We start from the raw sequence: 15,411 nt of genomic DNA on the forward strand, positions 1-15,411 counted from the left end.
CTGGACAGCCATTACTCGCGGTAACCGTCAGAACACGATCATGGAAGGCGGAGGGATGTCGCGCGTCAGGTCCAGGTCTGGCCGTCGGGGGTGTCGGCGACCTTCACGCCGAGCGCGGCCAGGTCGTCGCGAAGCCGGTCGGCCGCTGCCCAGTCGCATTCCTGCCTGGCGCGGGCGCGCTGCTCCAGGAGCTCGGCGGCGCCCGCCGGCAGGACGCGCACCCTGCCGATCTCCGAGGAGAGGTCGAGACCCAGCACGTGGTCGAGGTGGAGGAAGGACTCGAACTTCGACCCCGGCGCCACCGACTCGTCGCGTTCGAGCTCCCTCAGCACCCTGAGGGCCGCCGGGGTGTCGATGTCGTCGTCGAAGGCGGCCTCGGCCTGCCGTACGGCCGTCTGGTCGAGAGGCGCGGACGGCGACTCCGCCCACTCGGCGACCCTGGCCCGCCACCGGCGCAGCGTGCGGTCGGCCGCCCGCAGGGTGTCCCAGGTCAGGTTCATCTGATGGCGGTAGCGGTGCTCCATGAAGGCCAGCCGTACGGCCAGCGGATCGAGCCCCTCGTCGGCCACGTCGGCGAGGAGCACGACGTTGCCCGTCGACTTGGCCATCTTGCGCCCGTCGAACAGCAGGTGCTCCCCGTGCACCCAGCGCCGCACGACCTCGTGTCCCGCGGCGCTGTCGGACTGGGCGCGCTCGTCCTCGTGGTGGGGGAAGCGCAGGTCGATGCCGCCGGTGTGGATGTCGATGTGCTCGCCGAGGTAGCGCAGCGACATGGCCGAGCACTCGACGTGCCAGCCGGGGAAGCCGCGCCCTCCCCACGGGGTGTCCCATGCCAGCTCGCGGTGCGAATGCTTCCACAGCGCCCAGTCGGCGTGGAAGCGCTTGCGCGGGTCGACGCCCTCCACCCGGTGCCCGGGCTTGAGCGCGTCGAGCCTGTTGCCTGAGATCTCCCCGTAGGAGGGGAAGGACTCGGCGGCGAAGAAGACCGAGCCGTCGGGGACGGTGTAGGCGTGGCCCTTCTCGATCAGCTTGGCGATCAGCTCGATCATGAGGTCGATCGCCTCGGTGGCGCGAGGGGTGTGCTCGGGCGGGCGCAGGTTCAGCGCGGCGGTGTCGCGGCGGAAGGCGTCCTCGTAGAACCTGGCGATGTCGAGGGTGGACCTGCCCTCCTCGCGCGCCTGAACGACGATCTTGTCCTCGCCGATCTCGGCGTCGTCGACCAGGTGGCCGACGTCGGTGATGTTCTGGCAGACGACCATGCGGACGCGCTGACGTTCGAGGATCCTCCTGATGAGGTCGGACAACAGGTACGAGCGCAGGTTCCCGACGTGCGCGTACCGGTAGACGGTCGGACCGCAGGTGTACATCCGCAGGGCTCGCGCCTGGGGGATGTCCTCGACCTGCCTGGTGCGCGTGTCGTAGATCCTCAACATGAACCGAGCCTAATCCGGCGCCCTGCCGCCGGAAAGCGACTACTCGCCCAGGAAGGCCAGGATGTCGCGGTCACCGCGCTCCCGCAGGCGGGTCAGCACCTCCTCGCGCGTGGCGGTCTCGGGCAGCCCCACCCTGGCCCCGATCAGGCGCAGGCCCTCGGCCTCGGAGTCGACGGGAGCCGTGTACCCGATCAGGTGCAGCGCCCTGTTGAGGGGCCGCAGCGCGGGCTGGGCCGCGGGCAGGAAGCGCGTCAGCAGCTCGCCCCCGTCGGACACCGTGAGGAACACGTGGTCGCCCTCGGAGGCGTTGAACTCCGCCAGCACGTTCCTGATCGAGCCCATGGTCGGCTGGTTGTGCCAGGAGATCACCACGTCGCCCGAAGGTGCGGAGGCGGTCAGCGAGCCGCCGGGCGCCATCCCGAGATGCGCGGCGAAGCCCGTCGGGAGTGGGGAGCCCGAGCCACGCAGGTGCTCGGCGTTGACGTCCACCCTGTGCCACCAGCGCCCGTCACGTGACTTGAAGGAGCGCCGCGTCTCCGAGACGTCCTTGCGCGGCTGGTAGCCGGGCTGGTCGGGGGCCGCCACCCTGATCCAGCCACGCTGCGACCGCTCGAAGCCAGGGCCGCCCGAGTAGGCCCGCACCGAGCTCTCGCTCACGTCGTAGCGGGAGGTCAGGTTGGTGACGATGGTGTTGACCGAGGCCTCGCCGCCGGCTCGCTCGATCTCCCTGGCGATCATCTCCCTGATGCCCAGGTACTCCTCGCCGCCCCAGCGCGCCAGGCCGTACTTGTTCCTGTCGACCCTGCGGAAGCGCGCGTCGGCCGTGAGCTGGTTGCGGATGCCGACCAGGCTGTAGTCCTCGCCGATCCGCTCCTGGATCTCCTCGGGGGTGAGCGGCGCTCCCGCGACGGACAGCACCGCCTCGGCCTTCTCGTTGACGCTTCGCGGCCAGAGCATGACATGCCCGTCGAAGACCCGCAGCTGCGGCACCGCGGTCAGCCACCGCTCGGCCACGTCCTCGCGGACGCCGAGCTGCGCGGTCATGGCGACGGCCTCGGCGACGGGCCTCGGCCCCTCGGTGAACAGCTGCCTGGTCTTCTCCCTCAGCTCGTCGGCGCCGCCGGCGATCAGCCACCCGTCCGCCTGTTCGTAGCCGGTCAGCAGGGACCGCACGAACCGCCACACGGGGATGCCGAGCGACACCAGCTCCGTACGGTGCCACGGCACCGCCTCCGCCAACTCCTCGGCGGGTACGGCGGAGCCGAGCCGCCCGCGCAGCCACGTCACGTGCGCCAGCAGCGGCCCCGCGGACACCGAGGCGAGCCAGGCCTCCACGTGGTCGCGCAGGTCGCGCTCGATCTGCCTGATCCGCTCCCTCGTCACGGAGAAGCGCTGCGCCAGCTCGTCGAGCGTGGCCCGCTGTTCGGCGTAGACGCGATCACGCGCGATCGTCCGCTGGCGCTCGTCGAGCGCGACGAACACCTCGTCGACCAGCTGGGGCAGCGGGACGGCCCTGACCTCGGCGACAGGCTCGAGCAGCCGCTCGAAGACGCCGCTGAACAGCTTGTGGACCACGTCGCGGCCGAGCCCCTCGGGCGTCCGCTCGCTCTCCGCGGGGTCGGAGAACCTCAGCAAGGGCAGGATGTCGCCGAGCTGCAGATGTCCCCAGAAGGCGACGGCGAGGTCGGCGAGGCGTCCTGCGACGGCCTGGGCACCGATGACGGCGCACGCGCGGTCCAGCGGGATCGACTGCCACCAGGCTTCGGGCAGCTGAGGATCGTCCGCGAGCGGTGCGATCTGGACGGGAGACGTCCAGCGCAGGGGTGGCGCGAGGTCGCTCAGGCTGAGATTCATTGGGGTCCAACCGGCAAAGGGAAAGATATCCGCAGTTCAGAGACTATGTGATTAGGACGACAGAAAAGGGCTACCTCTTCCGGAATGGGAAACGTAGAGCACGGACCTGGCCCGCGTACAGGCAACGTAGAGCAGCCCGCGCTCACGTTGTAGCACCCGCGCCCTGTCACCGGGGTCAGAGGGTAGCGGCTCGGGCACCACACCCTCGGCTATCCCGACGAGTGCGACGTTCTCGAACTCCAGGCCCTTCAGCCCGTGCAGGGTGGTCACCCGCACCTCCTGCCTGGCGCGGCGCAACGCCTCCTTGGCCGCCTTGACCAGGCGGGTCGTACGCGCGGCCACGGCGATCTCCGTGGTGGGCACGCCCTCCTCCCGCCACGACTCGATGGTGTTCACCAGTCCGGCCAGCTCGGCCTCGGGCGTGTCGTAGGCCCTGACCGTCGGCCGCTCGCCGTGGCGCGTGCTGCGGAAGCCGCGCAGCTCCTGCACCCCCTTGACCAGGCCGAGCGTCGGGCCGCCGCCGCGCAGCCGCACTCCGAAGGAGAGCAGCTCGTGCGGCAGCCTGTAGGAGATGCTCAGGCCGTGCTGGACGGCATGGATGCCGACCGCGCCCAGGGCGATGCGGTGGTCGGTGATGCGCTGGTGCGGGTCACCGACCACGAACAGGTCGTCGGGCGCGCGCGGCACCGCCGCGCGCAGCAGCCGCCACTGCGCGGGGCTGACGTCCTGCGCCTCGTCCACCACGATGTGCCTGTACGGCTTGCGCCCGGGCTCACCGAAGCTCAGCACGTCGTCGAGCAGGTCACCCGTGGCCCTGGTGAGCAGCCGCAGCGCCTCGTCGGTCAGCTCGGTCAGCGAGCGGGCACCCGCGCCGACGAGAGTGGGCTGCCGCCCCTCCACGTCGGCCACGATCCTGATCGCCAGCCTGTCGACGTTGCAGACGTCGATGCGCTTGCGGACGGCCTGGTCCTCGATGAGGAGGTCGAGCTTCGCCGACAGCTCGGTGGCCAGGCTCTGCGAGAAGGTCACCAGCAGGACGGGCCCGTTGCCGTGCCCGGCCAGGTGGGCGGCCCTGTGCAGGGCGATGAGGGTCTTGCCGGTGCCGGCGCCGCCCGTGACGAGCACCGGGTGCTCGTAGTGGTCGGCGCGCGCCAGCCGGTGCTGCGGAGGGTGCAGGAAGACGCACCAGTCCGGCGCGGTGACGATGCGGTCCAGCTCGTCGTCCGTGGTGGCGAACACCGCCCTGTCGGGGCTTCGGAGCAGCGCCGCGTACAGGTCGGAGGTGTCGATCGGCTCGGGAGGGTCCCACGAGGTGCGGCGGGAGTCGAGCTCCTTCCACGCCTCGGGCAGCGAGCCGCCCCTGGCCATCACCGAGAGCGGGAGGTACTGCGTGGGCGGCAGCAGCGCCTCGAGCGCCTCGACGTCGGCCTCGTTGCCGATCAGCCTGATCAGTGGCAGCAGCGCGAGGTCGATGCCGAGGCTCAGCAGGTCGGTGTCGCTGACCGGCTCGAACAGCCTCGCCTGGCCCGCCGAACGGCGCAGGGCGTGCTCGACCCTGCCCAGCGCCTCGGCGTCCCACTGCTCGACCACCCCGATGACCGGGTTGACACTGAAGGCGTGCCGCCTGGCGTAGGCCTCGGCCTCGGCGTCGGGCAACAGGGTGAGCAGCCACGAGACCTCGCCCTGCCGTACGACGACGGCCAGGTGGCCCTCGGCCATCCGCAGTGTCCCCACCCCCTCCGGGGCGGGGACGTGCGACAGAAGGGCGGGCAGCGCGGCCATGACCTCCCCGCGCGCAGGCGGGGCCAGAGCGCTGAGTTCCCTGGGGAAGTCAGGGGCGATCGCGAGCCGCGGCACGGGCTCAGTCCAACAGTTCGAACAGGTCGCGGTCTCCGCGTTCACGGAGCCTGGTCTTCAAGTCCTCGAGACTGACGTTGCCCGACATGCCAATCCTTATGGCGATGATTCTGGCGGCGTGTTCGATGGCGCTGCTCAGGCCGGTGTAGTCGGCCAGGCGCAGCGCCTTGGAGATCTTACTGGCGCCGGGCGTGGCGACCGGCAGGTGTTTGGCCCGCAGCACGCCTTCCTTGGACAGCGTGATGAACAGGTGGCCGCCCTCCCTCGCGCCGACGTCGGCGAGCAGCCTGCCCATCTGGCTGATGGAGGGCCTGCCGTGCCAGCTCATCATCAGCTCTCCTGCCGCGCTCCTGACCGTCCAGCTCGAGCCGGGGGTCAGGCCGAGGTAGGCGGCGAACCCGCTGGGCAGCGCGCACTCCCCGGTGGCCAGCTGCTCGGCGGTCATGTCGATCCGCAGCCACCAGCGGCCGTCGGGCTGGCGGAAGCAGCGCTTGGTGAGCGAGACGTCCTTGAAGCCCTGGTACGGCTTGCCGTTGCCGTTGGCGTCGCCGGGCTCCGGCGCGGGCGGCTGCAGCGGAGCGTGGAAGGACGGCTGGTTCGCGGGCGCCTGGAAGGGCGGCTCCTGACCAGGAGGGGGCGCCTGGAAAAGCGGCTCGTGGCCAAGAGGAGGCGCCGCGAAGGGCGGCTCGTGGCCCGCAGGGGGCGCCGCGAAGGGCGGCTCGTGGCTCAGAGGGGGCGCCTGGAAGGGCGGCTCGTGGCCCGGAGGGGGTGCCTGGAAGAGCGGCTGCGGCGGGGGCGGTGGAGCCGAAGGGGGTGGTCCCGGCGGGGTCGGCGCTGACGGCGGTGGCGCGAGGTCGGGGACGCGGACCAGCGCCGCCATCGTGGCGTGCACGAACTGCCAGGCGGGCACGTCGAGGGCGCGGATCTCCTTGCCGTGCCAGGCGGCGGCGCCGATCAGCAGCTCCTTCGGCGGGTCCCCGCCCAGCCGCGCGCGCAGCTCCTCCAGGTGGGCCCGGTAGGGCGCCGTCTCCTCCGCCGCCAGCCAGCGCTGCAACCGCTGGCGCAGCGCGGCCTCGACGGAGACGATCTCCTCCTTGGACACGGCGAACAGCTTGGCCAGCTGCTCGACGGCCGAGGGGGTGTCGGTGAAGACACGGTTCTGCGCCACGGCCCAGGTCTTGTCGTCGAGCCCGGCGAAGGAGGCCTCGATGAGCGCGTGCAGGTCAGGCTCGTCCGACGCGGCCTGCGCCGCCACCGGCTCCTGGGCGACGTCCGCCGCGAAGGACGGCGCGGGGGCCTCGAGTTCGCTCTCGCGCTCGTCCTCGTAGGCTGCCGCCTCCGCCGCGTGGCCTGCCGCCACCGCGTACTGCTCCTGGTGGTGCTCGTCCGCGTGCTGGTGCTCGTCCACCGGCTCGTGGCGGTGTTCGTCCGCCCGCTCGGGCTCGGCCCCGTGCTCGTGGCGGTGCTCGTCCGCCTGCGCGGGTTCGGCCTCGGGCTCGGGCTCGGCCGTGGGCGTGGGTTCGGCCGCGTGCGCTGCCGCTTCCTCGCGCTCCTCCGCGTCGGGTTCTGTGTGGAGGTCGCCCCGCTGTTCGAAGATGCCGGGCTCCTCGCGCTCCTCGGCCTCCCTGTGCGCGGGCGGGAGGGACTGGAAGGCGTCCCACCCCTGCGACACCGGGGCCCGCTCCTCGTCGACCGGCTCCCGCTCGACAACGGGCTCGTACTCGTCGACCGGCTCCCGCTCGACAACGGGTCCGTACTCGACGGGCGCGCTCTCGGCGGGCGTCTCGAACAGGCCGCGATAGGGGGCCTCGTGCTCGACGGGGTGTGCCGCCGCCACCGACTCGTGGCCTGCGACCGGCTCGGGCGTCGCGACCGGCTCGGGCTCTCCCAACGGCTCGGGCTCGGCGACCGGTTCCGGCTCCTCGATCGGCTCGGGCTCCGCGGCGGGTCCCGGTACCGCGATCGGTGCGGGCTCCGCCACAGGCTCGGGCTCCGCCACCGGTTCGGGATCCGCGACAGGCTCGGGATCCGCGACAGGCTCCGGATCCGCGATCGGTGCGGGCTCAGGGGCGTCGGCCGCGTGCGGCTCGACGACGGGCTCCGCCACGAGGACGTCCGCCTGCTCGGCCACCGCGTCGGCCGTGGGCGGCGTCTCGGCGCGACGCTCCTCGACGGGAGCGCCGGGCGTCAGCCGTACGAAAACGGCCGCGAAGAGGGTGTTGAGCACCGGACGGGCCCGCACGAACGGCTGGTCCATCAGCTCGCGGCTGCTCAGCGCCAGCAGCCCTGGCCACGACCCCGCCCTGTCGAGGGCGATCGCGACGTGCGGCTCGTCCGCCTCGTCGGGGTCCAGCACGTGCAACGCGGGCAGCACGTCGCCCACGGCAGCCGCCGGCCAGTGCTCCAGCGCGATCTCCGTCAGCAGCTCGCCCAGGGACTCAGGCCCGATGGCGGCCAGCACCCGTGGCACGGGCAGGCTCCGCCACCAGGCCTCCGGCAAATGCGGCTGACCGTGGAGCAGTGTGATCGCGGCCGCGTCGCTCCACCTCAAGGGTGGTACGAGGTCGCTCAGGCAGAAGTTCATCCTGTTCCGTTCACCAGCCCCTCACGCCGCGGTCGCGGCGCAGCCATACTCTTGCCGCCACGGAACAGACCATAGCCGCGCAAAACAGCCCTGTGCATCATGGAGTACGCATCAGCGCCGGACGGCGGCGAAGCGTAGCCGCACGTAGTCAGCCATCCACCCGGTCTCCCTGCGGAGCGCGGGGGCGGCGAGCTCGTTGACCCGTCGCAGAAGGGCGTCCGCCAGGTCGGCGGGCAGCCCTTCGAGCAGGGATCCCGCGTACATGCGCACCCAGTCGGCCGCCCCTCCTGGGCACTCGTCGAGAGGCGTGGGCCTGTCGAAGTTCTCCAGCAGCCTGACGACGAAGCCCTCCTCCTCCAGGAGCCTGGAGTGCTCGGCGGGAGTCGGGAAGTACCAGGGCAGTTCGGGCTCGCGCAGGCCGTACTCGCGCCATGCGGTGGAGAGCGCGGCGGTCAGCTCCGCGCAGTTGCCCGCCCCGCCCATCTCGGCCACGAAGCGGCCGCCGGGCCGCAGGGCCTCGCGGACGTTGGCGATCACGGTGCGGGGGTCGCGGCTCATCCAGTGGAGCGCGGCGTTGGAGAAGACGGCGTCATAGGCCTGGACGACGCTGAAGTCGTGGCCGTCGCCGATGATGAAGTCGATGCCGGGGTACTGGGCGAGCGCCTTCTCGATCATCGCGGTCGAGCCGTCGATGCCGAGGACGCGCGCCCCCCTGGCGGCGATCTCGGCGGTCAGCACGCCGGTGCCGCAGCCGAGGTCGAGCACGTGCTCGCCCGGCTGCGGATCCAGCAGGTCGACAAGGGGAGCGCCCTGCGGCGAGACATAGCCGAAGCTGCTGTCATAGGCGCGAGCGTTCCACCGCGTCATGCTCGGTGTGTCGTATCGCAAGACCGATCAGCTCCCCCCGTAGTGGGACAACAACTCTAGGGGCTGAATGTCTCTACGACATATCAGTCACACCGGGCACACTTGTCTCACCCGGCCCAATGCTTGTTGACGTACGTCTTCGCGGTGTCGGTCTGCGGGATCGTGAGCAGCACCGGAGGCCCGGGAGGCGCAGGCAGGCGAGCCGCGGTCTCGGTGTCGAGCGTGCCCTTCATGAGCATCGCCTCGCCGCGCGCGGGCCTGGCGTAACCCTTGAGGTAGAGGTTCTGGCCCTCGTCGGAGAAGACGAACTCCTGCCACAGCCTGGCCGCCGCCGGGTGCGGGGCGTCCTTGTTGATCGCCTGCACGTAGTACGCGCCCAGCGGCGAGTCCTTGGGGATCGTCACCTTCCACGACGTGCCGGGCTCGGCGGCGCGCTCGGCGTTGAGGTGGTCCCAGTCGACGACGACGTTGGCCGCGGGGGGCTCGGCGAGCTTGCCCTCCTTCTTGAGCTTGGTGAACAGCTCGACGCCGCGCTGCACCTGGGGCACGCCGTTCTGCAGGGAGGCGGCCATGATGCCGCTGAACGCGGCGGCGGTCTGGCGCGGGTCTCCTGGCAGGGCCACGGTGTAGCCGGGCTTCAGCAGGTCGGCGAAGGAGGCCGGGGCCTTGACCTTGGCCGAGTCGTAGCCGAGCGACATGTAGCCGCCGTAGCCCGCGTACCAGGCGCCGTTCCTGTCCTTCACGTGGTCGGGCAGGTCGTGCCAGCCCTGGACCTTGTAGGGGGCGAAGCGCGGCGCGTTGGCCACGGCCACCTCGAGGCTGAGGTCGAAGACGTCAGGCTTGAGCTGGGCGGCGGCCTCCATCTGACGCCGGCTGCTGGCACCGGGTTCGAGCTGGTTGACCTTGATGTCGTACTTGTCGGCGAAGGTGTCGATGATCTCGCCGTAGTTGACCCAGTCGCGGGGCAGGGCGATGACGTTGAGCTCGCCCTCCTTCTTCGCGGCCTCCGCGAGCCTGTCCATGCTCGTGAAACCGGCTTGCATGGAGGCGGCCTTCGCGTTGACGGGAGCGAGCGGCTTTTCCTCCGTGGTCGAAGCGGCGCATCCCGCGCTGACGAGAACGGCGGCGATGGCGGCACAGGTGCGTACGGTCACGCTACAGATACTCGCGGTTACGTTCGCCCAGGTCGAGGAGGCACGACTTTCGCGGCCACCAAATGCTCCTCGGAGATCTCCACGAGGCTGCCGTCGCGTTTGCGCACCGTGAGGGTGCCGCCGTCCCACGATTCGAGCACGCCTACCGCGTCGCTGAAGCCGCCTGGCACTCTTCTACGAGTGGTGACGCGTGCCCCTATGTCCGAGGTTGTGATGGCGATCTCAAGGCGAGCGGCCACGAGTTTGCCACCCTCCGTTTCCGACACTTGGCTGACCCGGCAATACTAGGGCGTAGAAAACCGCGGTCTATGAAGGAGCTCGACGTGACGTACGTCATCGCGCAGCCTTGCGTGGACGTCCTTGACAAGGCGTGCATCGAGGAGTGCCCCGTCGATTGCATCTACGAGGGCGAGCGCATGCTTTACATCCACCCCGACGAGTGCGTGGACTGCGGTGCGTGCGAGCCCGTATGCCCTGTAGAGGCGATCTTCTACGAGGACGACCTTCCCGAGCAGTGGAAGGACTTCTACAAGGCCAACGTGGACTTCTTCGAGGACCTGGGCTCGCCCGGTGGCGCCTCGAAGGTCGGCAAGATCGAGAAGGACCACCCGGTCGTCGCCGCTCTGCCGCCGCAGGCCGAGGAGCACTGACAGGTGCACAATCTGCCGGACTTTCCATGGGACCGGCTGGTGCCGTACAAGGAGCGCGCCCAGGCGCATCCTGACGGCATCGTCGACCTGTCGGTCGGCACCCCCGTCGATCCCGTGCCGCGGATCGTGCAGGAGGCGCTGGCCGGGGCTGCCGACAGCCCCGGCTATCCGCTGACGTACGGCACCGCCGAACTGCGCGCCTCGGCGGCTGGCTGGCTGCGCCGCAGGCACGGCGTCACCGTCGACGAGCGGGCGGTGCTGCCGCTGATCGGGTCGAAGGAGTTCGTGGCCTGGCTGCCGACGCTGCTCGGCGCCAAGCAGGTGGTCTTCCCCGAGCTGGCCTATCCCACCTACGACGTCGGCGCGCGCATGGCCGGAGCCGAGACGGTGGCCGCTGACGGGCTGCTCACGCTCGGCCCCGCGCGGGTCGACCTCGTCTGGGTCAACTCGCCCTCCAACCCCACGGGCAAGGTGCTCCCCGCCGAGCACCTGCGCAAGGTCGTCTCCTGGGCGCGCGAGCGCGGCGCGATCGTGGCCTCCGACGAGTGCTACATCGAGCTCGGCTGGGAGGAAGAGCCGATCTCGATCCTGCACCCCGACGTCTGCGGCGGCTCCCACGAGGGGCTGCTCGCGGTGCACTCGCTGTCCAAGCGCTCGAACCTGGCCGGATACAGGGCGGGGTTCGTCGCGGGTGACCCCGCGCTGGTCGCGAGGCTGCTCGAGATCCGCAAGCACGCCGGAATGATCATGCCTCAGCCGGTGCAGACGGCGATGACCGTCGCCCTCGGCGACGACGCCCACGCCGACGCGCAGCGCGAGCTCTACGCGGCGCGGCGCGAGGTGCTGCGTCCCGCGCTGGAGAAGGCGGGCTGGCGCATCGACCACTCGACGGCGGGCCTGTACCTGTGGGCCTCCGACGGCGGCGACTGCTGGGATCAGGTACGACGCCTTTCCGAAATCGGGATTTTGGTCGCACCCGGCGAGTTCTACGGATCCGCAGGTCGTAGCCATATTCGGATCGCTGTGACGGCCACCGACGAACGCATCGGTGCGGCGGTGCGCCGCCTCCAGTAGGATCCCGCGGCATGACCTCCATGGTCGTCATCGGACTCAGCATCGCCACGGTCGTGCTCCTGCTGGGCGGCATCTACGCGACCATGCGCAAGGGCCGTCCGCCCACGGCCTCGGTCTCCACGCTTCCCTCGCACGGCGGCGCGATCGGCTCCGACTACGACGACCCCCGCACCATCCAGGTGGGGGACAACATCGAGACCCACGGCAGGCGCGCCGGTGTCACCGGCGCGCTGCACATGTCGTGGCAGGGGCGCCAGTGGATCGAGTACATGCTCGACGACGGCTCGCGCCGTCCCGTGTGGCTCTCTGTGGAGGTACGGCAGGGCCTGGTCTCCACCGACCCTCCGCACCTCGAGGTCCTGCTCTGGACCATCGTGCCGACGCAGGGCATGATCCCGGCCAAGAGCATGCTGATCATGGAGGGCGTGGAGTTCTTCCCGATCGAGCGCGGCACGGCCGCGTTCAGATCGGAGGGCGAGACGGGACGACCCGAACGCGGGCTGCTCGACTTCGCCGACTACCGGGCCGCCGACGGCAGGCTGCTCTCCTTCGAGCGGGTGCAGGGCGAGCGCTGGACGGCCAGCTACGCCCAGCCGCTGCCGCCGGGCTCGATCACGATCGTCAGCCGCGCCGCCTGACCCCGCCCGCGCCGTCGCCCTGTGGTAGCTCGACGCGCGCCTGGCCCTCTCCGTCGCCCTGTGACAACTCGCCGCGGGGCGTCTCGCTATGACAGCTCGACGCGGGTGGAGCCGGCCTTGCCGCCGTTCTTCCAGCCCTCCGCCGACCAGGTGATGCCGTCGAACGCCACGCGGCGCAGGCCGTACTGCTGGGCGTGCGCGACCGACCACGTCGCGATCAGCCACCCCCGCCTGATGCTCGGCACGCTGACGGCGCCGAGCGCGCGCGTCAGGTCGCGCTGCGCCTCCTCCGCGCGCGCCGCGGCGGGCGTCTCCTTCAGCGGAAAGGTGCAGTGGACGGCGCGCGGCACCCTGCCCGTGAACGCCGCCGAGAGGATGCGCGCGTTGTTCTCGTGCGGGCCGTACGCGTATCCGGCGGCCGACCGCTGGACGGCCTGCGCCGCCTCGGCGACCGGCAGCTTCTGGTAGTTCTTCACCTTCACCAGCGCGGCGAAGAACCGGTTGGCCGAGTAGACCGGATCCATGATCTGCTTCTTCTTGCCCCAGCCCTGCGAAGGCCGCTGCTGGAACACCCCGAGCGAGTCGCGGTCGCCGTAGGAGACGTTGTACATCTTCGACTCCTGGATGGCGGTGGCGTAGGCGATCACGATGGCCTGTTCGGGCAGCCTCCTGCGCTCTCCCACCGCGGCGATCGTGGCGGCGATCCTCGCCTGCTCGATGTCGAGATCGAGCTCGCCCTTCGGGGTCTTCACCACGCAGCCCTCGGCGTCCACGAGTGGGTCGGCTTTGCTGAGCAACACATAGACGCCCACGGCGATGGCGACCGCGAGCGTGAGAACGATGATCCCGATAGTCAGGACCGCTCGGGAGAAGCTTCGCCGCACCCTGAAAAACCTACCCGGACAGATAGGCTCCGTGGCCATGAGCCAGAGCTATTTGAGCCCGCTGCCTGCGGCGGTCGACGAGTTGTGGTCCAACCGTGCGCAATTGTCCCCCTCCGACTCGGAGGCCAGGGGAATCGTGGTGGCGGCGATCGACCAGCTCGACACCGGCAAGGCGCGGGTGGCCGCCGTCGCGGAGAGCGGCGAGGTCGTGGTCGACGAGCGGGCCAAACGGGCCATCCTGCTCAGCTTCAAAGTGCTCGGCATGGCCAGGTCGCAGGTGGGCGACTTCCAGCACCACGACAGGCTGCCGCTGAAGACGACGTTCGACGGGGTCAGGGTCGTGCCGGGCGCCATCGCCAGGTGGGGTTCCTACCTGGCGCCGGGGGTGGTGCTCATGCCGTCCTTCACCAACATCGGCGCCTTCGTCGACGGCGGGACGATGGTGGACACCTGGGCGACCGTCGGCTCGTGCGCGCAGATCGGCAGGAACGTCCACCTGTCGGGCGGGGTGGGCATCGGCGGCGTCCTCGAGCCACCCAACGCGGTGCCCGTCGTGGTGGAGGACGACGCGCTGATCGGCAGCAGGGCGATGCTGGTCGAGGGAGCGAGGGTCGGACGCGGCGCGGTGGTGGGCGCGGGGACGATCCTGTCGGCTTCCATGCCGGTGATCGACGTGCAGACGGGGGAGGAACTCGGCCGCGGCCGCATCCCCGACTGGTGCGTCGCGGTCGGCGGCACCCGCCCCAAGGAGTTCCCCGGCGGGACGTTCGGGCTGCCGTGCGTGCTGGTGCTGAAGCGACTGGAACCCGGCCAACGGCATGACAAGGCGGCACTGAACGAGGTCCTGCGCGAACACGGCCTCCACGCCTGACCGTCCGCCGGGGGCGTTGAGCGCCGCGGTCACGATTGTTCCGCTCGTCCTCCACGCCTGACCCTCGAACGCCGTGGCCACGGTTGTTTCGCTCGTCCTCTTCCGGTGGAGCCGGGGACCCGGCATCGCCTGACCACCTCCGTCCCAGGCCACGGCTCGTCACGGATGTCTTCGACTCCCGCCCTGAAGGCCGGCCGTACCGGCCGGTTAGGGTTCTCTCATGCTGGACTTGACGCAGGACGTGGGCGCGCTGACCGCCGCCATCGTGGACATCGAATCGGTCAGCGGTGACGAGAAGTTCCTGGCCGACACGGTGGAGCAGGCGCTCAGGGCGCTTCCGCACCTCACCGTCGACCGTTCGGGTGAGACCGTCGTCGCGCGGACCTTCCTCGGCCGGCCCGAGCGGGTGGTGATCGCCGGTCACCTCGACACCGTCCCCGTGGCGGGCAACCTGCCCAGCAGGATCGAGGGCGACCTCCTCTACGGCTGCGGCACGTCCGACATGAAGGCCGGCGTCGCCGTCGCGCTCAAGCTGGCGGCGCTCGTCCCCGAACCCAACCGCGACGTCACCTACGTCTTCTACGACTGCGAGGAGATCGAGGCCGAGCGCAACGGCCTGACCAGGGTGAGCCGTGACCATCCGGACTGGCTGGCCGCCGACTTCGCCGTACTCATGGAGCCCACGGACGGCGTGATCGAGGGCGGCTGCCAGGGCACGCTGCGCGCGGACATCATCACCAGGGGCAAGCGCGCCCACAGCGCCAGGTCATGGCTCGGCGTCAACGCCATCCACGCCGTCGGGGAGGTGCTGGCCAGGCTCAACGCCTACGAGGCCAGGCGGCCCGTGGTCGACGGCCTGGAGTATCACGAGGGGCTCAACGCGGTGGCGGTGCGCGGCGGGGTCGCGGGAAACGTGATCCCGGACGAGGCCGGGGTCATGGTCAACTACCGCTTCGCTCCTGACCTGTCGCTCGAACAGGCCGAGCAGCACGTCCGAGAGGTGTTCGACGGGTTCGAGGTCGTCATCACCGACGGCGCGCCCGCCGCGCGTCCGGGCCTGACGCATCCGGTGGCCGCGGCCTTCGTCGCCGCGGTGGGCGGCATCCCCCGTGCCAAGCTCGGCTGGACCGACGTGGCCCGCTTCTCGGCGTTGGATATTCCCGCGGTGAACTACGGCCCAGGCGACCCGAACCTGGCGCACCAGCAGGGCGAGTACGCGTCACTGACGAAGATCGCGGAGAGCGAGCTCGGCATGCTGAACTGGCTCACCACACCCACGATCTGACCAGGCCAACCGACCGGCAGGCCCCGCCTTGTCCCACTCTCCGTCCCCCGCCCCGGCCTCCAGTCGCATGATCCGACCAGGGCAACCGGAGGCATGGATTGCCGAGCTGTCTTCACCACCAGGGAATCGGCGTGCTTCGCCTCTCGGCGCGTCAGAAGAGGGCTCGGCTCAACGTCGAGTCTGTGGTTCTCTGGTGGGGTGGTCGCGAGGCCCCGCGCTCATCGGCGAAGTGAGCTCGCCGGGCGTCTGGCGACCGCGCA

At 70.6% G+C, this 15,411-nt stretch carries 13 protein-coding genes; 5 read left to right on the forward strand and 8 right to left on the reverse strand.

Annotated elements, in window-relative coordinates:
• Positions 1-65: 65 nt before the first annotated feature.
• The 7 genes from cysS to FHR33_RS53670 all read right to left on the reverse strand — a co-directional run bounded on the left by cysS (position 66) and on the right by FHR33_RS53670 (position 10,015).
• On the reverse strand, positions 66-1,433 hold the full coding sequence (gene cysS, locus FHR33_RS31710; protein WP_183655528.1) for a cysteine--tRNA ligase: 1,368 nt from the start codon (positions 1,431-1,433) through the stop codon (positions 66-68).
• A 39-nt stretch (positions 1,434-1,472) separates the two neighbouring features.
• The gene (locus tag FHR33_RS31715; RefSeq protein ID WP_183655530.1) at positions 1,473-3,287 is read right to left on the reverse strand and encodes a sigma factor-like helix-turn-helix DNA-binding protein; all 1,815 of its coding nucleotides are present in this window, start codon (positions 3,285-3,287) and stop codon (positions 1,473-1,475) included.
• A gap of 51 nt (positions 3,288-3,338) precedes the next feature.
• Positions 3,339-5,144, reverse strand: a complete 1,806-nt coding sequence (locus tag FHR33_RS31720) for a UvrD-helicase domain-containing protein (protein ID WP_183655532.1) — start codon at positions 5,142-5,144, stop codon at positions 3,339-3,341.
• Between the two features lie 4 nt (positions 5,145-5,148).
• Positions 5,149-7,614: a hypothetical protein gene (locus tag FHR33_RS31725; protein WP_183655534.1), complete on the reverse strand. Its 2,466-nt coding sequence runs from the start codon at positions 7,612-7,614 to the stop codon at positions 5,149-5,151.
• 225 nt (positions 7,615-7,839) lie between these two features.
• Positions 7,840-8,595, reverse strand: a complete 756-nt coding sequence (locus FHR33_RS31730) for a class I SAM-dependent methyltransferase (protein ID WP_183655536.1) — start codon at positions 8,593-8,595, stop codon at positions 7,840-7,842.
• A 107-nt stretch (positions 8,596-8,702) separates the two neighbouring features.
• A complete protein-coding gene (locus FHR33_RS31735) occupies positions 8,703-9,749 on the reverse strand; it encodes an ABC transporter substrate-binding protein (RefSeq protein ID WP_183655538.1) in 1,047 nt (348 codons plus the stop codon).
• 17 nt (positions 9,750-9,766) lie between these two features.
• Positions 9,767-10,015, reverse strand: coding sequence for a putative acetyltransferase (locus FHR33_RS53670; protein ID WP_428834784.1), 249 nt, complete (start codon positions 10,013-10,015; stop codon positions 9,767-9,769).
• A 57-nt stretch (positions 10,016-10,072) separates the two neighbouring features.
• On the opposite strand from FHR33_RS53670, the gene fdxA reads away from it, so the two are divergent.
• From fdxA to FHR33_RS31750, 3 genes are read left to right on the forward strand one after another with little or no spacing between them, the layout of a single operon-like run.
• Entirely contained in the window at positions 10,073-10,399 is a 327-nt protein-coding gene (gene fdxA, locus FHR33_RS31740; protein ID WP_068901325.1) for a ferredoxin, read from the forward strand.
• Positions 10,400-10,402: 3 nt separating this feature from the next.
• The gene (gene dapC / locus FHR33_RS31745; protein ID WP_183655541.1) at positions 10,403-11,473 is read left to right on the forward strand and encodes a succinyldiaminopimelate transaminase; all 1,071 of its coding nucleotides are present in this window, start codon (positions 10,403-10,405) and stop codon (positions 11,471-11,473) included.
• Positions 11,474-11,484: 11 nt separating this feature from the next.
• Positions 11,485-12,111: a DUF4178 domain-containing protein gene (locus FHR33_RS31750; protein ID WP_183655544.1), complete on the forward strand. Its 627-nt coding sequence runs from the start codon at positions 11,485-11,487 to the stop codon at positions 12,109-12,111.
• A gap of 86 nt (positions 12,112-12,197) precedes the next feature.
• Here the strand turns inward: FHR33_RS31750 and FHR33_RS31755 are convergent, their stop codons facing one another.
• Positions 12,198-12,995, reverse strand: a complete 798-nt coding sequence (locus tag FHR33_RS31755; protein WP_312895805.1) for a hypothetical protein — start codon at positions 12,993-12,995, stop codon at positions 12,198-12,200.
• Positions 12,996-13,032: 37 nt separating this feature from the next.
• On the opposite strand from FHR33_RS31755, the gene FHR33_RS31760 reads away from it, so the two are divergent.
• Positions 13,033-13,866 (forward strand): 2,3,4,5-tetrahydropyridine-2,6-dicarboxylate N-succinyltransferase, encoded by an 834-nt coding sequence (locus FHR33_RS31760; protein ID WP_183655549.1) that lies wholly within the window; start codon positions 13,033-13,035, stop codon positions 13,864-13,866.
• Between the two features lie 220 nt (positions 13,867-14,086).
• Positions 14,087-15,151 carry a succinyl-diaminopimelate desuccinylase gene (gene dapE, locus FHR33_RS31765; protein WP_183655552.1) on the forward strand — a complete coding sequence of 355 codons (1,065 nt, stop codon included), beginning with the start codon at positions 14,087-14,089 and terminating at the stop codon, positions 15,149-15,151.
• Positions 15,152-15,411 lie beyond the last annotated feature (260 nt).

This window comes from Nonomuraea dietziae, assembly GCF_014195505.1.
GTDB lineage: Bacteria > Actinomycetota > Actinomycetes > Streptosporangiales > Streptosporangiaceae > Nonomuraea > Nonomuraea roseola.